The organism is Stenotrophomonas sp. 63632_Sma (assembly GCF_056482875.1).
In genome coordinates this window covers 4155594-4175462 of the sequence record NZ_CM151220.1, presented here as the reverse complement: position 1 = coordinate 4175462, position 19869 = coordinate 4155594, and the positions used below count along the sequence as shown (strand labels likewise).

General features: G+C 61.7%; 20 protein-coding genes and 1 tRNA gene. 18 read left to right on the top strand and 3 right to left on the bottom strand.

Going from position 1 to position 19869, the window contains the following annotated elements; genetic code table 11:
- Window positions 1-15: 15 nt before the first annotated feature.
- The gene (locus ACZK45_RS19395) at window positions 16-936 is read right to left on the bottom strand and encodes a lauroyl acyltransferase (protein WP_032128563.1); all 921 of its coding nucleotides are present in this window, start codon (window positions 934-936) and stop codon (window positions 16-18) included.
- A gap of 60 nt (window positions 937-996) precedes the next feature.
- Here ACZK45_RS19395 and dtd point away from each other — a divergent pair, with 60 nt between their 5' ends.
- The 17 genes from dtd to ACZK45_RS19310 all read left to right on the top strand — a co-directional run bounded on the left by dtd (window position 997) and on the right by ACZK45_RS19310 (window position 17309).
- On the top strand, window positions 997-1437 hold the full coding sequence (gene dtd / locus ACZK45_RS19390) for a D-aminoacyl-tRNA deacylase (RefSeq protein WP_478445099.1): 441 nt from the start codon (window positions 997-999) through the stop codon (window positions 1435-1437).
- A 90-nt stretch (window positions 1438-1527) separates the two neighbouring features.
- On the top strand, window positions 1528-3381 hold the full coding sequence (gene rpoD, locus ACZK45_RS19385; protein ID WP_032128565.1) for an RNA polymerase sigma factor RpoD: 1854 nt from the start codon (window positions 1528-1530) through the stop codon (window positions 3379-3381).
- A gap of 258 nt (window positions 3382-3639) precedes the next feature.
- Entirely contained in the window at window positions 3640-5040 is a 1401-nt protein-coding gene (yjjJ, locus tag ACZK45_RS19380; RefSeq protein WP_065428852.1) for a type II toxin-antitoxin system HipA family toxin YjjJ, read from the top strand.
- Between the two features lie 124 nt (window positions 5041-5164).
- A tRNA-Ile gene (locus ACZK45_RS19375) sits at window positions 5165-5240 on the top strand.
- 176 nt (window positions 5241-5416) lie between these two features.
- On the top strand, window positions 5417-6631 hold the full coding sequence (locus ACZK45_RS19370) for a tyrosine-type recombinase/integrase (protein WP_478445098.1): 1215 nt from the start codon (window positions 5417-5419) through the stop codon (window positions 6629-6631).
- Window positions 6632-6953: 322 nt separating this feature from the next.
- Window positions 6954-7184 carry a hypothetical protein gene (locus ACZK45_RS19365; protein ID WP_180847077.1) on the top strand — a complete coding sequence of 77 codons (231 nt, stop codon included), beginning with the start codon at window positions 6954-6956 and terminating at the stop codon, window positions 7182-7184.
- On the top strand, window positions 7184-7870 hold the full coding sequence (locus ACZK45_RS19360; RefSeq protein WP_401740923.1) for a hypothetical protein: 687 nt from the start codon (window positions 7184-7186) through the stop codon (window positions 7868-7870). Before ACZK45_RS19365 ends, ACZK45_RS19360 begins: the two co-directional genes overlap by 1 nt.
- 560 nt (window positions 7871-8430) lie before the next feature.
- On the top strand, window positions 8431-9342 hold the full coding sequence (locus ACZK45_RS19355; RefSeq protein ID WP_180847081.1) for a DUF6387 family protein: 912 nt from the start codon (window positions 8431-8433) through the stop codon (window positions 9340-9342).
- Window positions 9343-9501: 159 nt separating this feature from the next.
- Window positions 9502-9702, top strand: a complete 201-nt coding sequence (locus ACZK45_RS19350) for a helix-turn-helix transcriptional regulator (protein ID WP_019338908.1) — start codon at window positions 9502-9504, stop codon at window positions 9700-9702.
- Window positions 9699-9953, top strand: a complete 255-nt coding sequence (locus tag ACZK45_RS19345; protein WP_478445097.1) for a hypothetical protein — start codon at window positions 9699-9701, stop codon at window positions 9951-9953. The genes ACZK45_RS19350 and ACZK45_RS19345 overlap by 4 nt, the downstream gene beginning before the upstream one ends.
- Entirely contained in the window at window positions 9950-10180 is a 231-nt protein-coding gene (locus ACZK45_RS19340) for a helix-turn-helix transcriptional regulator (protein WP_164115661.1), read from the top strand. Before ACZK45_RS19345 ends, ACZK45_RS19340 begins: the two co-directional genes overlap by 4 nt.
- The gene (locus tag ACZK45_RS19335) at window positions 10180-10875 is read left to right on the top strand and encodes a phage antirepressor N-terminal domain-containing protein (RefSeq protein WP_401740929.1); all 696 of its coding nucleotides are present in this window, start codon (window positions 10180-10182) and stop codon (window positions 10873-10875) included. Before ACZK45_RS19340 ends, ACZK45_RS19335 begins: the two co-directional genes overlap by 1 nt.
- The gene (locus tag ACZK45_RS19330) at window positions 10817-11398 is read left to right on the top strand and encodes an HNH endonuclease signature motif containing protein (RefSeq protein WP_081352269.1); all 582 of its coding nucleotides are present in this window, start codon (window positions 10817-10819) and stop codon (window positions 11396-11398) included. Before ACZK45_RS19335 ends, ACZK45_RS19330 begins: the two co-directional genes overlap by 59 nt.
- A gap of 4 nt (window positions 11399-11402) precedes the next feature.
- Window positions 11403-11903, top strand: coding sequence for a hypothetical protein (locus ACZK45_RS19325; RefSeq protein ID WP_478445096.1), 501 nt, complete (start codon window positions 11403-11405; stop codon window positions 11901-11903).
- 326 nt (window positions 11904-12229) lie between these two features.
- Window positions 12230-12946 carry a hypothetical protein gene (locus tag ACZK45_RS19320; protein ID WP_401740935.1) on the top strand — a complete coding sequence of 239 codons (717 nt, stop codon included), beginning with the start codon at window positions 12230-12232 and terminating at the stop codon, window positions 12944-12946.
- A gap of 202 nt (window positions 12947-13148) precedes the next feature.
- Complete coding sequence (locus tag ACZK45_RS19315; RefSeq protein WP_401740938.1) at window positions 13149-14603, top strand: hypothetical protein; 1455 nt, start codon at window positions 13149-13151, stop codon at window positions 14601-14603.
- A 3-nt stretch (window positions 14604-14606) separates the two neighbouring features.
- Window positions 14607-17309 carry a hypothetical protein gene (locus tag ACZK45_RS19310; protein WP_478445095.1) on the top strand — a complete coding sequence of 901 codons (2703 nt, stop codon included), beginning with the start codon at window positions 14607-14609 and terminating at the stop codon, window positions 17307-17309.
- On the opposite strand, the gene ACZK45_RS19305 is transcribed toward ACZK45_RS19310, so the two are convergent.
- On the bottom strand, window positions 17306-17497 hold the full coding sequence (locus ACZK45_RS19305; protein ID WP_401740943.1) for a hypothetical protein: 192 nt from the start codon (window positions 17495-17497) through the stop codon (window positions 17306-17308). The genes ACZK45_RS19310 and ACZK45_RS19305 overlap by 4 nt on opposite strands.
- A 569-nt stretch (window positions 17498-18066) precedes the next feature.
- On the opposite strand from ACZK45_RS19305, the gene ACZK45_RS19300 reads away from it, so the two are divergent.
- Window positions 18067-18738, top strand: a complete 672-nt coding sequence (locus ACZK45_RS19300) for a hypothetical protein (RefSeq protein WP_401740945.1) — start codon at window positions 18067-18069, stop codon at window positions 18736-18738.
- Window positions 18739-18902: 164 nt separating this feature from the next.
- Here the strand turns inward: ACZK45_RS19300 and ACZK45_RS19295 are convergent, their stop codons facing one another.
- Window positions 18903-19523 carry a hypothetical protein gene (locus ACZK45_RS19295; RefSeq protein WP_401740948.1) on the bottom strand — a complete coding sequence of 207 codons (621 nt, stop codon included), beginning with the start codon at window positions 19521-19523 and terminating at the stop codon, window positions 18903-18905.
- Window positions 19524-19869: the final 346 nt, after the last annotated feature.

Here is a 19869-nt window from a genome sequence, read left to right as displayed (position 1 = left end):
TGAGTGCGGCAGCCGTCAGTGCGGATGCTCTTCGGTCGCATACGGGTCTTCCTCGCCGCTGCCCGGTGGCCGCAGCGTATAGCGCTTGTAGGTCCACTGGTACTGGGCAGGATCGCGGCGCGCAATGCGCTCGATGCCGGCATTGAGCGCGGTGGCGGCCACCTGCGGGTCCGGGTCGGCCACGGCCGGGTCGGTCGGCTCGATGTGCAGGGCAAATTCCATGTCCGGCCCGATGCGCTCGCACCAGCCGTACAGCACGGTGGCGCCGGTGCGCTCGGCCAGCCGGTTGACCAGGGTCATGGTCAGCGCCTGCACGCCGAAGAACGGCACGAACACGCCGTCGCCTGCCTTGGGCTGCTGGTCGGGCAGGATGCCGGTGGCACCGCCGTCCTTGAGTACCTTGAACAACTGGCGCACGGCCGGGCCTTCGGCGCGCACCTGCTGTACGTTCTGGCCGCCCCGCACCAGCTGCAGGAAGGCATCGCTGGCCTCGTCCTCCGGTGGCTTGTAGACGATGGCGATCTGCCCGCGCGAGGCCAGCCACTGGTTCAGCAGCTCCCAGTTGCCGAAGTGAGGTGCGGCCACGATCACGCCCTTGCCGCTGGCCAGGGCCGCGTCGTACAGGGCCTCGCCGTGGCGCTGCTTCAGGTGCAGGCGCAGGTTGTCGGCCGGCGCCTGGCTCCACAGGCGCAGGGTCTCGATGGCCTGCAGGGCGGTGGAGCGCAGCAGCTCCCGGTGCAGGCGGTCGCGCGTGGCGCGGTCCAGGTCCGGGTAGGCCAGCTCCAGGTTGCGTCGGGTGACGCGGCTCTCACGGGCGTTGAGACTGATCCAGGTCCAGGACAGGGCACGGGCGATTCCCCGCAGCAGCGGCCAGGGCAGGCGGGCGAACAGGGTGGTGGCGCGGTAGACCAGCCGGGCTTTGCGTTGCGGATTCATCTGCGCCAGTTTAGCCAAGGGCGCTGCTATCGTGGCCGGCCCCGTTCATTGGAGCCCACGATGCTCGTCCTTATCCAGCGTGTCAGCCAGGCTGCCGTCCACGTCGATGACGAAGCGGTCGGCCAGATTGGTCCGGGCCTGCTGGCGCTGGTGGGCATGGAACCGGGCGATACCGAGGCCCAGCTGCGGCGCATGGCCGAGCGCCTGCTGGGCTACCGGGTGTTCGCCGACGAGGCCGGGAAGATGAACCGCTCGCTGCGCGACACCGGCGGCGGCCTGCTGCTGGTCAGCCAGTTCACCCTGGCGGCCGATACCCGTTCGGGCATGCGGCCCAGCTTCACCAGCGCCGCACCGCCGGACGAGGCTGAACGCGGGTTCAATCGATTTGTCGAGATCTGTCGTGAAAATCACGTGCCAGGGGTGGAAACGGGCCGATTTGGTGCCCATATGGTCGTCAGCCTGGTCAATGACGGTCCCGTGACCTTCCTTCTTAGGCCCTGAGCCTGCGGGACCACCGCCCGGCAGGCGGGGCCCCGGGCTGGTATAATGCTACGTTCCCTATTTCTCCCTAGCCGGTGGCGCGAGCACTACATGGCCAACGAACGTCCTGCCCAATCCGAAATCAAGCAACTGATCAGCAAGGGCCTGGAACAGGGCTACCTGACCTACGCCGAAGTCAATGACCATCTGCCGGACGACATGGTCGACCCGGAACAGATCGAAGACATCATCGGCATGATCAACGGCATGGGCATCGATGTCCATGAAGTTGCGCCGGATGTGGAAACCCTGCTTCTCAACGATGGCAACACCGGTAACCGCGAAGTCGATGACACCGCGGCCGAAGAAGCTGCCGCCGCGCTGAGCGCGCTCGACACCGAAGGTGGCCGTACCACCGACCCGGTGCGCATGTACATGCGCGAAATGGGCACCGTCGAGCTGCTGACCCGCGAAGGCGAAATCGCCATCGCCAAGCGCATCGAGGAAGGCCTTTCGCAGGTCCAGGCCGCCCTGGGCCAGTTCCCGGTCTCGGTCGAGTCGCTGCTGACCGACTACGAAGCCCACAAGGAAGGCAAGAAGCGCCTGGCCGAAGTGATCGTCGGCTTCAACGATCTGGCCGATGAAGTGCCTGCGCCGGCCGCTGCCGCGTCCGATGACAGCGATGATGCCGACGCCGAAGGCGACGAGGACGAGGACGATGATGTCGAGGGTGGCGAGGAAGAAGCCGCACCGACCGGTCCGGATCCGGAGGAAGTCGCTGCGCGCATGCAGGCGCTGAGCGATGCCTTCAATGCCTTCAAGAAGGCCGCCACCAAGGGCGACAAGAAGAACCTGCCGCGCCTGCGCGAAGAGATGTCGGCGGTGTTCGTCACCCTGAAGCTGCCGCTGCCGCTGACCGACGTGCTGACCAAGCAGCTGCGCGACACCATGGCGTCGATCAAGGCCCATGAGCGCCGCGTGCTGAATCTGGCGACCGTCACCGCCCGCATGCCGCGCAAGGACTTCATCCGTTCCTGGGAAGGCAACCAGACCAATCTGGAATGGGTGGAAGATGCGCTGAAGCGCAAGCAGAAGTGGTCGTCGGCCCTGCGCGAAGTGAAGGACCAGATCATCGCCGAACAGCAGGCGACGATCGACATCGAGAAGCTGACCCAGCTGGACCTGGAAGAGCTGAAGGAAATCAGCCGTGCCATGGCCTACGGTGAAGCCAAGGCGCGCAAGGCCAAGAAGGAAATGGTCGAGGCCAACCTGCGCCTGGTGATCTCGATCGCCAAGAAGTACACCAACCGCGGCCTGCAGTTCCTCGACCTGATCCAGGAAGGCAACATCGGCCTGATGAAGGCCGTGGACAAGTTCGAGTACCGCCGCGGTTACAAGTTCTCGACCTACGCCACCTGGTGGATCCGCCAGGCGATCACCCGCTCGATCGCCGACCAGGCGCGCACCATCCGTATTCCGGTGCACATGATCGAGACGATCAACAAGTTGAACCGCATTTCCCGCCAGATGCTCCAGCAGTACGGCCGCGAGGCTACGCCGGAGGAGCTGGCCAAGGAAATGGACATGCCGGAAGACAAGATCCGCAAGGTGATGAAGATCGCCAAGGAGCCGATCTCGATGGAAACCCCGATCGGCGACGACGAGGATTCCCATCTGGGCGACTTCATCGAGGACACCAACGTGGAGTCCCCGATCGAGAACACCACCAACATCAATCTGTCTGAAACCGTGCGCGACGTGCTGGCCGGCCTCACCCCGAGGGAAGCCAAGGTGCTGCGCATGCGCTTCGGTATCGATATGAACACCGACCACACCCTTGAGGAAGTCGGCAAGCAGTTCGACGTGACCCGCGAGCGCATCCGCCAGATCGAAGCGAAGGCCCTGCGCAAGCTGCGTCACCCGAGCCGCTCGGAGCAGCTGCGCAGCTTCCTGGATATCGATTGATTTCCAGCGGCTGTTGAAGCGTTGAGAGAAACCCCGCTTCGGCGGGGTTTTTCTTTGCCCACCATATCCCTGCAAAGGCCGGCCCATGCTCGGCTGAGGCTTATGATTACGTAACAAGTAATGTAACGGAAGGCCCGCGTCGAAGCTGGCTCTTCGTGAATATGCCCATTATTTTCAAGCTCATAGGTGCACTGCCGCGCTTGCAGTCCCGCTTTTTTGATGCTAATTACGTAACAAATTTCGTATTACGTAATGCACATGCCACGCGCTCAACGCCCACAGGTACTGGATCTGATCGCTCAGCTGGCCCCCGGCCAGCCGCTACCTGCCGCGGCGCTGGCCGAGCGTCTGGGGGTGGACCGGATGGCGCTCAGCCGGCTGGTGGCCGCCAGTGGCCCGCAGGTGGTGCGCATGGGCAGCACCCGGGCAACCGCCTATGCACTGCGGCGGCCCACCCGGGCCGGCAGCGAATGGCCGCTGTACCGGCTGCGCGAAGATGCGACGCTGGAGGAGCTGGGGCGGGTAATTGCGCTGGTAGGAGGCGGCTTCCACGTCGATGCCGGGCCTGACTGCCCGAACCTGCGACGCGCGCCCGAAGGTGACGTTGCCGCCTTCTTTCCTGACTTGCCGTGGTACCTGGATGACCTGCGACCGCAGGGATTTCTTGGTCGCAGCTTCGCCCATGGCCGTGCGCAGGCGCTCGGCCTGCCGAAGGACCTCAAGAGCTGGCAACCGGACGATGTGTTGATGGCCCTGGTAACCGCTGGCGGGACTGAAGCGGGCGATCTGCTGCTCGGTACCGCCGCCGTGGAGGCGGCGATGGAGACGTTGCAGGTGCCGATCGATCGGGTTGCGGCCGACGATCGTCTTGCACAGTATCGCGAGCGTGCGCGTGCTGCGCTGGACGGAGAGGACGTGGGCTCCTCGCCGGGTGGCGAGCAACCCAAGTTCACCGCCACCGTAGAGGCCTACGGCAGGCGCCGCTCGGTCCTGGTCAAGTTCGCGCAGCCCGATGAAGGCGCCGCCGCCCAGCGCTGGAGCGATCTGCTGGTCTGCGAACATCTGGCGCTTGAGGCCCTGCGCGAGTCCGGGCAAGCCGCGGCGTCCAGCGAACTGCTGCAGTCGCCTACGCACACCTTCCTGGAAATCGAGCGCTTCGACCGCACGCCCGATCTGCTGGGGCGGCGAGGCCTGGTCTCGCTGCTGTCGCTATCGTCTGCGTTCACCGGCGAGGTCACCCCAGCGTGGCCGGTTGCAGGCGCCGAACTGCGTGATCAAGGCTGGCTGACGGCCGACACCGTGCAGGCGATGGGCCGACGTCACGCGTTCGGGCGGCTGATCGGCAACAGCGACATGCACCACGGCAACATCGCCTTCCACTTCATTGATCGCGGCCCGCTGCCGCTGGCGCCGGTCTACGACATGCTGCCGATGTCGCTGGCGCCGTCAAAGCTGGGCGTGTTGCGCGCGGACGAGCCGCTGTCGCCGGTCGCGCCGCTGGGCAGTGGTGATCTGCAGCATCTGCGCTGGGCGGCACCGGTGGCTGAAGCATTCTGGCAGTGCGTGGCTGTTGACGGGCGGATCCAGTCGCCGGCAATGCGGTCGTTGGCGGGGGCGAACGCCGAGCGGGTGCGGGAGATGGGCGCGCGGTTTGGGTGAGCCAGCTGTTGCGCAAGCCTGGGCGCGTGGCGTTGCGCAGCGATGGCTGAGGGTTTTTCAGTGTGTCTTGGCGCCGGCGGGTAGCCGGTTGAGCGCAGGCTCCACTACACTGTAAAGCTGCGCAGGGCCTATAGCTCAACGGTTAGAGCAGGGGACTCATAATCCCTTGGTTCCAGGTTCGAATCCTGGTGGGCCCACCACATCAACGTCCAGCGAAGTCCAGAGACGTCCGCGAAGTCCTTAAGTGGCTTGATTTCAGCGCTACGACGCATCCATAGCCGTCCAGCGGCATCCACTTGCATCCACAAAAAAAGTGAGTCAGGCTGTGTGTCAGCGGGCTAGACGCCCCTGGACGACTCACAGGCGCTCGACTCACATGCTGACCGACACCAAGTTGCGCTCGCTCAAGCCGAAGGCCAGCCCCTTCCGTGTGGCTGATGCCAACGGCTTGTGCATTGAAGTGCGCCCCTCGGGAGCCAAGGTGTGGCGCTACCGTTACCGCTATCTGGGAAAGGCCAGCATCGTGACGCTCGATGAGTACCCGTCGATGTCGCTGCAGGCTGCCCGCGTCGAACGCGACCGTCTGCGCTCGCTCCTGCGCGGCGGGGCTAATCCCGCTCAAGTGGCCAAGGTCGAAAAGGCAGTCCAAGGAGAACGGGCCGCAAACACCTTCGGAGCCATCGGCTTGGAATTGCTCGCCAAGCGAACGAAGGAGGGCCTTTCCCCTGGATCCGTCGTGCGCGAGCGTCGGCTGATCGAGAAGGACCTGGCTGGGTTGGCGGATCTTCCGGTTGGAGACATCACTGCTCCGGTTCTGCTGGCTGCGCTTAGGAAGCTGGAACAGCGAGGCGTAGTCGAGACTGCCCATCGGGCGAGAGCCCACGCCGGCCGAATCTTCCGCTACGCCATCGCTACGGGTCGTGCTGACCGGAATCCCGCTCAGGACCTCACAGGAGCGCTTGAGCAGCCTCAGACCAAGCACTTTGCCAGCGTGACCGACCCTGCCGTTATAGGTGGTCTTCTGCGTGCGCTGTGGGGCTACCAGGGGGCACTGGTCACACAGGCCGCGCTAAAGCTAGCCCCGATGCTATTTGTCCGTCCCGGGGAGCTGAGGCAGGCGAAGTGGGCCGACATCGACCTTGATGCGGCAGAGTGGCGCTACGTCACCAGCAAGACCAAGACTCCGCACATCGTTCCGCTCTCGAGCCAAGCAGTGGAAGTGCTGAGGGACTTGTATCCCTACACCAAACGCAGCGAGTTCGTGTTCCCGGGTGTCCGTAGTGCTCAGAAACCTATGAGCGAGAACACTCTGAACGCGGCGCTGCGAAACCTTGGATTCGACTCAGACACGATGGTGGGCCATGGCTTCCGAGCGATGGCAAGAACGGTGCTGGATGAAGTGCTTGGCTATCGCCCGGACTACATCGAGCATCAGTTGGCGCATGCCGTAAAGGATCCGCTTGGGCGGGCCTACAACCGGGCAACCCACCTGCCGGAACGCCGGAAGATGATGCAGGCCTGGTCTGACTATCTCGACCAGCTGCGCGTTACAGAACCGAACGTGCTGGCCTTCAAAGCTAAGCGCGCCTAACCACCGGAGATAGGCCTTTGAGGAGGGCCGAACAAAGAAGCACAGCCGCATAAACAAAGCGGCCGAGAAAGGGGCTGGAACCCCTAGCTCGGCCTACCACAACCGACTATTGGAGAGTCGATCATGGATTGCAGCATTGTACTTGTTGCGCCTGAACGGGCGCGCTCGGCCGAAAACCGGCCCACATCTCAGGCCGTACTGGCCATCAGGATAGTCCGCGCTTGCCACAGCTGGTTCAGCGCCAACGACGACCTCAATACCTACCGAGTCTGCCTCGCACTTTTCGCCGCCGCACTGGCCCTCCAATTCTGGGGGCGCTCCAATGGCTAAGCGCAATCAAGGCGAGTCGGCGCCCCTGAGCAGGGAAGATGCCCTTTTCCAGGCGCTGAACTCAGCAAGCCTTGCCATGGGTGACATTGAGGGGATCTGCCAACTGCTCTTCAACGAGCAATCGATGTTCGAGGCCGATTTCCCGGCTCCGATAGCTGCTGCCATCAGCATGATCCGCGAGCGGGCTTCTGCTGCAGGAAACGCGATGCAGGAGGTGCTGTGATGCTCAGCTCGACTGTAGCGAGGGCTACGCAGGAAAAGGATGTACTCGAAGTCCGTATTGAGGCGCTGCTTGAAGCTGGCGTACCGATCCGAACTTTGATCGGACATCAGCTCTGCAGCATAGACTGGCTTGCTGCTCGAATCGACCACAAGTTCCGGCTTTGCTATCACGGCGAGCGCGGTGAAGTGATTGTTGAGTCCGTTTCTGCAGCCAGGCTCCTCACTCGTGGCAGGGAGCTAGGTTGGCATCCGCTGGATGAAGAACCATTTGAGCTTGGATGGCCAGACCTCTTCAGGGAGCCGCTGTATCACCACCGACACGGCGTTCATTGGTATGCGACCGCTATCTCGGACACGGATCGGATGCTCCCACTCGCGTTTCCTAAGTCTGTCCTCGAGAGAGACAGACTAGCCACGGAAGCAGCGGCTGAGAGGGCTGAAAGTCGATTGCGTCGCCAGCAGAAGACGAGGGACAGAGCCTTGGCTGCCAAAGACCGCCAAGCTGATCTGGATAACTTGACGCGTATCTCAGAGCGGATGCTGCAGGAGGCCGCACAGGCCGGACGCCCTATTTCAGTTTCGACCGCGCGGCGAAGGGCAAAGGCATGGATGCACCAATGGGAGAAGGACGTTGCCACCATCATGAAGCGCTTCACAGATAGCCAGGAGGGCAACCATGGCCAGTAATGCAAGTAGGTTCAGGCGGCCGGTCCGATTCAATCGGAACCGTGCAAACCCCATCCATCGCTTGCCCTTCTACCGCCAGAGCCATGCCAAGGTTGGGGACTACTGGCGGATGCCGGAAGCCCGTGGGCATCTGATGGGCCGAGAGGTGGGGCGGGTCTGTTGCATCGCGTTCCTCCAAGCTCTCCAGGAGGCTGCAGCAGACCCACGCACTAGCAAGAGTGCCCACCTGGCCGATATTGTCTGCTCGGCAGTTGAGGCCTACGGGGGGAGTCTGGACAGCGCTCAGCGAGGCGTTGTCGATGGATTCTTTGGGTCTGGATCACCGCTGAGGGAGGTTCTGATGCGAGGCCTTGGATCCAAGAGGGGGGCTGACTACACCATGGAGCAATTGGAGGGTGCTCTCAGCGACTTGGCATCGGTCACCCTTGAGGAGTACGCCGGTAGACGCATGGTTCCAGTGCAATGTCTGATCCCTGATAGGTCCGACCATCCTGCTTTCGAATTGTCATCCCTGGACGCAAGGCCTCAGTAAGAGGCAGCTTGAATTGAGGAACAACTACATGGCCCGTCCCAAACCCGCCAGCCGAATTCCCGACTGGTTCAATCTTGATGCATACGACCGCTTGTCTGGTTTGGACGCCAATGGCTGGCTCACTGTAGTCAGTGGACTTCGCCAGCTGCTTGATGAAATTCCAGAGTTCTATCGAATTGACGATGAAGACGCCGGGGTTAGTCTGGGGGAGCTTGAGGCGACCTTCATAAGCTTCCAAGAGGACGAGGGCATGGGATGGGCCGATTGGAAGAAGCAGGACTATGCCGTCGACAAGGATGCCTTTAACTTTGGCAGCGTACAGTCATTGAGCAACTGGACAGTTGCGCATATGGGTGCAACGCTCGAACACATCAGGAATGGCCCTGAATTGTTGGCCGGCATTAGGACGGCGGTTGAGCTTGAATCGAAGAGGGAATTCAAAGAATCGAGGAAAGCACTTAAGGCAATGGAATCTCTAGATGAATTTGCCAACACGCCTTTCTTCGTTTCGTTGCGAGATTCAAGGGAAGCTTCAGGTTCTGGTGTCGGGCTGCCCAGGCGTAGAACGCTCTCTGTCAACATGCGAGCTCCTGACGAAATACTCCGAAAGGACTTCGACCGGTGGCTTCAGGCGATGCGCGCTCTTCAAGGGCATCAGGCTGCGAAGAAGTCATTTACGGACACTGATTTCAAAAGGTGGGTGCGCAACGCGTACGTCCCGCTGCTCGTGCTGAACAAGTGGAAGGAACTCACCGGTGCGAGGATCACCTACGGGGACCTTTGTGAAGCGGCATTCCCACCAATGAGACGAGTGGAAGTAGATGACGTCCGCAAGACTTTCCTGCCAAACGCCAAGGCCTGGGCGTCGCTGGAGACAATTGATGCTCTTGCTGCGCAGGCAGCCCGGGAAGACGAAAAGTCGGAAGATTTTAGCGACTGAGTTTTTCCGGAAATTTCGGTAAGCATCGATGGCCCGGACAAGAATGAGGGCCTTATTTGGCCCTTCTAGTGCAAGCGCTATGTGCATAGTTTTACATCCGCCCGGACACAGCCGGGCGGGTGCGGACGCCGGTTCGTACCCATCTAACAGGTACGGACAATGGTCATTTCCACGAACGCTCTCGACCCCCTGCTCCACCGAATCCCCGACGCGTGCCGCCGGCTCAGCGTCAGCCGGACGACCCTCTACGAGTTGATCAAAGCGGGCGAGATCCGCTCGGTCAAAATTGGAACTCGATCCCTGATCCCTGAGGTCGATCTCCAGCGTGTGCTGTCCTCCAGACTGGAGGCCGTGCGATGAGCGGATTCGACTTCTCCGATCTGAGCCCAGATCAGCGACGTCTGCTGGACCTCGGTGGCTGGACCGTAGACCACCCCCATGCCGAGACCAAGCCGGGCCGTAAGGATGCCTGGGGCCTGATCGAGCGCGGGCTCCTTCTCGCTGTCAGCGTTCGGAGGCGTGACAGCTACGGCGCTTACTCCCTCACTGAGTACCGGGTGCCGGACACGGCCCGCCGGGTTTGGGCTCAGCATAAGGAGACCTCGGTATGACCTCCGATGCTATCCGGCTTGGGCGCGTGGCCGCTCAGGGCCGAACCCTAATGCGCCTGCCCGAGGTAATCGCGGCTTGCGGCATGTCCCGCTCTCTCATCTACAAGATGGCGAAGGATGGCCGGTTCCCCAGACCTATCCGAGTAGCTGCCCGCTTGTCTGCGTGGGACTCGGAGGCGGTGCGGTGCTGGATCGACTCCCGTTGCGAAGAGGGGAGGGCGGCCTGATGGCTACTGGAATCGTCCACGTCGAGTTCCACGGTGCCGAACTCACCGGCCGTCTCCATCAGGGACAACCCTTTGTCGCCATGCGGCCCATCGTGGAAGGCATGGGTCTGGATTGGTCCAAGCAGCTCGAGAAGCTGAAATCTCACCCCGTCCTGGCTCGACAACTGTCTACCTTAAGGGGGATGGTTGCTGGCGATGGCAAAGGTCGCCAGATGCAGGCATTGCCCCTGTCTAGGCTCCCGTTCTGGCTGGCCACAGTGAACCCTAACAAGGTGAAGGCTGCCATTCGGGAGCGCGTGGTGCTGTTCCAAGAGCAGGCGGCTGACGTTCTCGCAGCGGCATTCCTCTCAAATGGCACGAGGCAGGATGCGGCAATGGCAAAGCGTGTCGCAGGCACCGTAATGTGCCGGATCCTGCACGACACCCTGGTTGGGCTGGGCAGGGACCCGAAGGGTTACGACTACGCCACCGAGCATCGACTCGTGAATCACTGCATCACTGGGGTCTTTGGCAGTGTCTGTGAGGACTCGCTTTCCACAGACCAGCTCAAGCTGCAGCAAGAGCTCAGGATGCAGAACGCGGTGTGGATCGGGCAGGGCAAGCCATATCGTGATCGCAAGCCTCTCCTTGAGCAGCATGCAGCCACTTGGTGCAGCTCTCAGCGGATCGGTTGGGAGGCCCCCAATGCTTCCTAGCGCGACTGACAGGATATTGCATTGCGCCAGCGGTCTCCTCGTCTCGCCGAGTACTGGGGAGCTATGGAGCGCCTGCGGGCGGACAGTAGGCCGGAGATACCGTGACGGGTACATCAGGGTCATTCATCGCCGGGCAGGTGGTTCCTGCACAACCTGGTATGCCCACAGGCTCGTGTGGGAGGCCGTCCACGGTCCTGTACCCAAGAGGATGGAGGTGGACCACCTCGATGGTGATTCGTCGAACAACAGGCTGGACAACCTGCAATTGGTGACTGGTTCGGAGAATCGCCGACTTCAACGAGCACGGAACATAGCCAAATTCGGCAGCCCCTCCTCCCAGTGCAAGCTCAGCGTTGCAGAGGTGGAAGCGGTCCTGCGCACGGTGGGAATCGTTCCAACCAAGGTTTGGGCGCGCCGCTACGGCGTGAATAGTTCAACTATCAGGTGCATCCGCAAGAAGAAGACTTGGCGTCACGTGGATGCAGGGACGACCTGTAGAGCCAAACGTCCTAAGCGCGGCTGAGGCCGTGTTCCTTGCCCTTGGGGGGCACATGCACAGTACAAGCCAAGACCGCGCCCAGCGGTCTCCAGAGGGCGGCGCAAGCTATGGCCAGGCGCAACCCAAGAAGAACACTGACAGGCGGCGCCAGAAGCTCGTAGGGCGGTCGAAGGGCGCGCCGTTCCTGATGCTTGAGCACAGGATTTCCGACTCGCCGGAGTTCGGCCAGCTATCTGGTAACGCCGTAAAGCTGCTGCTGGAACTGGCCCGGCAATACAGGCCTGGCAAAAACGGCGATTTGAGCATCCCCTGGTCGATGCTCTCGACCCGTGGTTGGAGGAGCAAGGCGACCGTGCACGGCGCCAAGCTTGAGCTCCTCTCCGCAGGCTGGATCATCGAGACGCGCAAAGGTGGCAAGAACATGTGCAGCCTGTACGCGCTGACCTATTACGCCGTCGATGAGTCCGAAAAGCACCTTGAGCCACCGACCGTAACTCCACTGAACCTGTGGAGGAATCGCAATGGGTAGTCGCTATGTAGGCCAACTAGGTCGCTATGCAGGCCAATCCCGCTATGAGTTGGCCCGCATAGAGACCTACGAGGTCGCAATGCAGGCCAGTCAGGCGGTTATCCACACCCCTTCGAGGTCGCTATGTGTACACCCTTCTAGATATATACCAAGCGGAGCGCGCTCTTCTTGCTTCAAGGCATTGGCTTTAGGGCTTCAGGCCACGGCGGTCGTTTCTGGACGCCTCCAAGTAGAAGCGCGAACCGGTTCGCCAGGCGGAGTAGTCCGTCTGCCGGACTGGTCGCACTGGGAGGCCGCCCATGGCATCTCGAGACCATGAGCGGTACTTGGAGATGGTGCTGCTGGAGAACGAGGCAGTCGACTTGGTGGTGAGGAGCGTCGCTGGTGCGTTTGGCTTCGGGGCGCCCACACAGCACGCTGTCCGGCATGCGCCGAGGCCGCGCTCAAGCGAGGAGTCCTGCTCGGATGACTGTGCGTACCTGCCTATCCATCGGGTGCACTCGATTGAGCAGGCCGCAACTAAGTACCTGCCGACGCAGGCGGCGGCCCGTAAGCAAGTGCTGGATAGGTTCAACCCGAAGGATCGCCAATCGGTGCTGGATTTTGATCAGAAGGCATTGATGCGCTCGCCGGCTGCGGCTGATCGTACTCGCCAGCTACGGAGCTGGAAGACGCAAGGATCGTTTAAGGCCGCGCCTGTCAGGGGGCAGAGCAGGCTGGTGCTGCACGCTCTAGCGGATGCCCAGCTGGACGGTCCGCTTGGCGCCTGGCTGATGCTGTACGCCATCGGTGACGAGAGAAGATGGCCGTTGGTCTGTCGGCACATGACTGCGTGCGGACATCCAGACTGGGCTTCGCTGGAAGCGGTCCGGAGATTGCTGGCCGGCCGCCAGCAGCAGTCTTATCGGGAGTCCGCCAAGGGCCACGCCCGCCAAGAGCAGCGGTTTCGTGTCGAGGTGCAGTCGGCTGAGAGGCGCCTACTTGAATGGCTGGGCCGCGCCAGCCGGAGAGTTGCCGCCGCAATGGGCGCTTCCTGCGAGTAGTAGACCCATGTGGACGCCAGTGGACGCGGGAGTCAGAAACACCCGGATCCCGACCTATCTAGTAGGACCCCATGTCCCCCCAAGGGCGGGTCCAGGCGGCAGCCCCCGAGAGCTGCCGCCTTCTTTTTTTTGCCGATGAAGGCGCGCCAGACGCTCCTTCCCACTCGCAGCCAGGCGACTACAGACGGAGTACCCGAATCCAATGGCCACCTTCTATGATTCTTTCGCTCAAGGAATGCAGAACGGTCTTGAGCGCCAAAAGGCAGTCACGCAGCGCAATATGCTGGCAGAGTTGCAGCAGCTGGCACCCAAGGTCATCGCGGGAGATTTGTCCGCGACCGATCGTGCGTTTGCCCTTGATCCGAAGACTGCGCAGTCCTATCAGGCCGAAGGAAATCGACAGCAAGACAAGCTCGTTGGCTTGGCGAAGTCGCTCACCAAGTTCGCGGGCAATCCGCAGATGCAGGCTGGTATTTACCGAAGTGCCGTTCCGTATTTGAAGCGCAGTTTCGGCGCCGAGATCCCTGACGAGTTCGACGCCGCCTCGGTCATGCCGATTGTCGATCAGGTGCTGGCTGTTGCCGCTGGTCGACCGACAGCCCAGGGCGAGCAGTTCACGCTATCGCCAGGGTCCAAGCGTTTTGACGCGACGGGAAACGTGGTTGCCGAAGCCCCCTTCGCCCCGACCAATGCTGATGTGATTGATGTGCCTGACGGTCGAAACGGATCCTACAAGATGGTCTGGGACCCAAGGACGCGCCAGCTCTCGCCGCTACCCGGTGGGCGAGGTGGCAATCCCACGGCCGGCACTTCTTCAGCCGGTGCAACTGTGTTCCGGGCGCCCAATGGTGAGCTGGTAGATATAGAGCAGGTCACGGAGCCTGCGGTGCGTGAATCGATCCTACGGAATCCTGAAGAGTGGGGTCTCGTTCCCGATGGTAGCCATGCGCAGCTGCCCGATCGGAGTGTCTCCCCTACTGGGGCCCTAGGCTACACACCACCGAAGCCACAGAGCGCGCCCAGCGGATACACGTACCAGGGCGACAGCTTAGTGCCAATCCCTGGTGGGCCAGCAGACAACTCATCACCTCAAGCCGTAGCAAGCGGGGAGCAGAGTCTGCGGAAGGAAGTGACCCAGAACCTCAAGGATGACCAAGGCGTCCTCTCCATGTACCGCAATGTGCAATCAGCTGCCAGTCGACCTAGCGCGGCGGGTGACCTCAGCCTGATCTTCGCCTTCATGAAAATGCTGGATCCTGGCTCGGTTGTCCGAGAGCAAGAGTTTGCGAATGCGCAGAACGCGGCGGGCGTACCGGACCAGGTCCGTAATGCCTACAACAAAGCCATTAGTGGCCAGCGGCTGAATCCCACGCAGCGCCAGGATTTCCTCAACCAAGCTGCCCAGCTCGCAACCAATGCGGAAGGGCGAATCACCGGGACAACCCGCAAGTACCAGGAGATCGCACGCCAGTACGGATACGACCCGGTACGCGGCACGGGAATGGCCGATTTCTCCGGGGTCACTGGCAGCGTCAGTAGAGGTCCCGAGCCGGCCGCTGGCCCTGCGCGCCCTCAGACGGATGCAGACTTCAAAGCTCTTCCCAGCGGCTCTCTCTACATCGACCCGGACGATGGTCGAACCTACCGAAAGAGGTAAGCAATGGCCCGTTTCGATGGAATCCCGGTAGATTCGCCGGTTAAGAGCAAACCACGATTCTCTGGTGAGCTGGTGGAACCTGCGGGCTCCACTGCAGCTTTGGCGTCCACCGGTCAGCGCAGCCGAGTCGCACCGGATGGATGGCGGTACGGCCCTAGTCGCGACCTTGCCTATGGCGCTAGGTCGGTGCTGCAGGGGGCTGGCGGCTTGCTCGGCGCTGTCGGTGGCGATGCTTTCAATAACTACGTGGCCAATCCCATCGCGCGCGCTGTGGGAATGCAGGAGTCTCGCGCCTACCGTGAGGAAGCCTCCGCTCTGGCTGACCGGCTTGGCCTGCCGAAAGCTCAGACTTCTGGCGACCGCGTGCTGGGCGACGTGGGCGAGGCGCTGACCGGAACCGGATTGACGCTTGGCATTGGCGGCGGCATCAACGCCCTAGCTAACCTTGGGCGTCGCGCAGCGGCCCCGGTCACGAACCAGCTGGCCAGCTTCCTATCTGCTCAGCCGACCCTGCAGGCCGTGTCTGCTGCTACTGGCTCAGGAGCCTCTTCTGTTGCGCGAGAGGCGGGAGCTTCTCAAGGCAATCAGCTGTTGGCCGGTCTGGCAGGCGGTTTGGCGCCGGGGGCAGGAAGTGGGCTTGCCAGTCTCGCTACAGCAGGCCGTGTAAGTGCCGCCGGAACCGTGCCGACGCTTGCCGCCGGCGCCACTCGGCGGGCTGTCCGGGGAAACGATCCCAGCGCGATGCAGGCTGCGATAGATGACTTTGCTGCCGCTGGGGTTACCCCGAGCGTAGGCCAAGCGTCGGGTAGCCGTACCGCCAAGGCGATGGAAACCTATCTTGGCAATAGCCCTGGTGGTGCGGGTCGACTGGCTGCGCTTGCAGAGCAGCAGGCCAACGCAGCTCGCGGCGCAACCGACCGCCTGTCGAACAGTCTTGCCAATGGCGGCGCGGACCTTACTCCTACACAGGTCGGGTCCAACGTCCAGCAGGGGATTTATGGACCCGGGGGGTACTACGAGCGGACCAAGTCGGTATCTGATCGTCTCTATGACGAGGTCGGGCGCCAGATCGCCCCTGCTGCCAGGTTCGAAGTCTCGAAAACTAAAGAGGCGCTCAAGAGAGTCAATGGAAGCATCGAGGGGGCACCCAACGTAGGGCGGTACTTCCAGAATGCCAAGCTGCAGGGAATTGAGAGCGCACTCGTCAAGGACACTGACGGGATCCAAGGAGCCCTGTCCAGGCCGGGGGTTGCTGCTCAAGCTGATGAGCTTCGTGCCAATTTGACCGAACAGGCGGCCATCCGTAAGGCAGAGATTGCCCAAGGCACGAATCAACAGCGGCAGGACATGGTCTCCGAGATTGGTCGTCGTCGGCAGGAGCTGCAAGCTGACGCTCAGCGTCTTCGCGAACGAATCACCGATGCAGTAGAAGGCAGGCGGGCCGAGCTGTACAGACAGGCTGATGAACTGCAGCTCCAGCTTCGTGCGGAGCAGCAAGCTGCTGCGGCTGAGAACCGCCGACGAGCGATGTTCCCTGAGACGCGTAACTCGCTTGTGCGTGTCCTGAGTGACGACGAAATTGCCAGCCGAGTCCCGACTCGCAGGAGCATCGACTCCAGCATGCCGACTAGTGCCGAAATCGAGGCTCAGATCCCAAGTGCCCGGGATATTGATTCTCAGCTGATGCCTCTCCGCGAGGTGGAGCGCCGTCTCCCGCAGGAGGCTACATACGCATCTTCGAGCTTTGGCGATGACTTCATTGAGCAGCAGGTGAACGCTTATCTGCAATCTCAGGCTGATGGAAAGCTGCCTTATGAAGCGCTCTCCAAGCTTCGGACCATGGTCGGACGGGAAATCGATACCAATTCGTTGGTGGATCCCGTGCCCCGTAGCAAGTGGAAGGAGATTTACGGGGCGCTCACCCAGGACATGGAGGCCGCCGCGACCACTCCTGCGGCAAAGAAGGCCTGGGCACGCGCCAACAACTACTACCGCTTGAGGCAGGCCCGTTTGGAGAGCATCCGGCGAACGATCGACAAGGCGGGTGGTCCAGAGGCCGCCTATCAGGCGATGTTCTCGGGGGTGAACAATGGTGCTACTCCGCTCAAGCGAGTTATGGACGCACTTTCTCCGAGTGTGAGAGGCGACGTCGCCGCGGCCTTCCTGCAGAAGATGGGCAGGGCAACCAAGGGGCAGCAGGACGCGAGCCGGGACGCCTTCTCTATGAGCTCCTTCCTGACCAACTGGGCTGACGTAAGTCCGGAGGCGCGGAGGGTGCTGTTTAGCAATGCCAGGTTCGGTACTGACTACGTGCAGAACGTGGACAAGCTGGCTCGAATGGCGGGAGCCATCAGATCGGGCAGCGGTGTTTTCGGTAACCCGTCCGGTACAGCCAGGCAGACAGCTCTCGGGCTCACTTTAGGCGGTACGACGCTGATGGCGGCTCAAAGCCTGATGCAAGGGCAGCCGAAGCAGGCAGCTATTGTCACCGCGTCGACGTTGGGGTTGGCCGGCGCCAACAACCTTCTGGCCAGAATGATGACCAACCCCAAGGCGGTGCGCTGGCTGGCGCGGAATACAGAGCGAGATACCAGCGACGTCATGGGACAGCTTAACGCGCTGATCCAGATCGGGCGGGAAGAGGACGACGACGGCATCGTCGAGCTGGGCCAGCGCTTGAAGGCAGACGCAGCTGTGCAGCGTTAGCCGCCGAAGAAGGTCAGAACCGAGTACACCAGCCCAGCGACTGCGGCGAGACCCAGGGGGACGGCAACGACGGCCAAGGCGATGGATCTGCCGCCAGCCTTCCCCTCAGGGTAGCGCTGGTTGAAGGCCTCGCTCTTCATGGCGTCCCAGCTCTTCTGGGGATCGTAGTTGTTGGTCTTCCAGTCCATAGCGATGCCTCAGTTGGTCTTGGCGCCGTTGCGCTTGGTCTTGGATGTCACATAGGCCATGCAGCCTTCCACGAACGACTTGGAGCTCCCTCGGCAGTTCTGCACGGAAGACGTGCCTTGCTCTGAGGCCCAAGCATAACCTGCCTTGTGTCCGCTGCAGTCTGAGGAGCACTTGTAGCCCATAAACGTCCCAGGTGGATCGGGCTGTACAGGGCGCTTGTCCACCCAACGGTACTTGATGGTCCGGCATGCACTGTCAGTCGGTAGGGGCGTAGAGGTGTACGTCCGTAGCCCATCTCGAACGCAGGCGTACAGGACCCCCTCGTTGCCCTCATAGGTCTGGGCGGAGGTGACGCCGGTGGCCGTCAAGAGGGCCATAAAGGCGAGCGCGGTCGGGAACAGTCTGTCCATGAGTCCTCCCCTGTTTGGGCGGATCGTACACCAGTGGGCTGGCGCGGACCTTAGGCCGACTACCACCGATTTTGAGACCAGTACGCGCGCGTTGGGCCGTCCAGCGACGTCCACATAGATCCAGCAGTTTGAACGAGACAAGTGAGGGGAAGTACCCGATGGACCCAAGCATCGCCGAGCTGAAGATCACACGCCGCCCAGGCCAATCGGACGAGGAGCTCCATGCCAAGCAACTGGCAGATGGGGTTAACAGCAACGCGTTCCTGGCGCTTCTGTTTGCTCAGCATTCTGGCTTTGCCAAGGGTTCGGAGATTGGCGAGCTTGTAGGGGCCACTCAGCAGGCAGTGGAGCGAGCTAAGCGGGGAGGAACCGAGCAGGCGGACTCACTTCTCACCAGTCAAGCCATAGCTCTCAATGCGGTGTTTCTGGAGATGAGTCGGCGAGCAGCTCTCAACATGGGCAGCCATCTTAGGGCCACCGAGACGTACATGCGGCTCGCCTTGAAGGCTCAGTCCCAGTGCCGCTCGACCCTGGAGACCTTGGCCGAGATCAAGAACCCCAGAGCCGTGGCGTTCGTGAAGCAGGCCAACATTGCCGGTGGCCACCAGCAGGTGAACAACCTTGCCCCGGAAAGTCCCGGGCTGGTCCCGGAAGAGGCTGGGCGCGCGGGAACAAAAAGTCGGCCGAACGAACTATTGGAGGAGATCTCAGATGCGCAATGGCTGGACCCCAGAGCGGCGCCAGCGGCAGGCGCAGGCAATCCAGAACTGGCGACCGTGGGAGCGGGCGACCGGCCCGCGAAGCGTCGAAGGAAAGGCCAAGGCGGCTAGGAACGCCTGGAAGGGGGGCGAACGCCCGCTGCTGCGCAATCTGGCCGCAATCCTCAGAGAGGTGAGTTGCTGATGTTGGGCCATGGCGATGTGCTTTGCCTTGCCTCAGCCGGCATTGACCTTGATGGGATCGAACTCCTCGATTGCATGTGCGTGGCTCACGACTACAGGCCGGATGGAGGCGGCAAGCACCGGAGATAAGTCTGCGGAGAAGTCAGCGCAGATGCCGATGCAGACACTGAAGGCTGAGGCTGTTCCTTATGTTTCGGGAACAAGGGGCCGCCGGCGGCGAATTGCCAGGCGGAAGAAATGATTAGCAACACCACCGCTATCGTATTAAAAAGACTTCCGGTTGCCATGATTCTGCCCATCTCAGCCACCGAGACTTGGCCACCCTGACGGAGGCGCGCTGCTGTATTTCTATCCGCATATGCGCCGTAGCCAGTAAAGAGGGCCGCACAAAAAGCCATTGCTATGGGGCCGCTGTCAAGTGATCGATTGAACATGGGCAGCACTGACAGACTGAAGACACCAGCCAGAACAACAAAGGCTATCGCTCCTAGAATCAGGGTTGAACGTCGGGCAACTGCGTCAGCCGGTTTGCCAGTCAGCGTGTTGAGCTGCTGACTGAGCTGGGCAAGCTTTGTTTCCAGCTCTGCGACCTTGGCCGCGAGATCCTCCTGCTTCTTAGGAAGGGGCAAGATGAGGTGACGCAGGCGAAGGATGGCTACGGTATTTCTCTCGTCGCGAAAAATCTTGCCAAGAAACTTCGTGAGTACGGTCATTCTTCTGCATCCATGCGATTCGATGCAGATCCTATCGGCAGAGTTCGGGAAAATTTGAGCCAAGGTCGGGTGATCGCCTGCAGACGGCGAGGGGTCAGGGCTTTGGCTCAAAAAACAGACAAGTAATTGATTCTCAAGCAAAACTCAAAATTGAGTTTTGCAGCACCATCGGGCGCCTACTTTGCGGACCTCTTTCCCCAGCAGTTGCCGCCTATTTCGAGACCAGTACGCACACGCGAGCGGGGCCGGCCGGGTCTTCGAGTTTTCCGACGCCTTTACGCGGGCGCGCGATGCGAGCGGAACGGCCTAGGTAGGCCTACGTCCAGTTTTTGGAGTCCCTAACAGG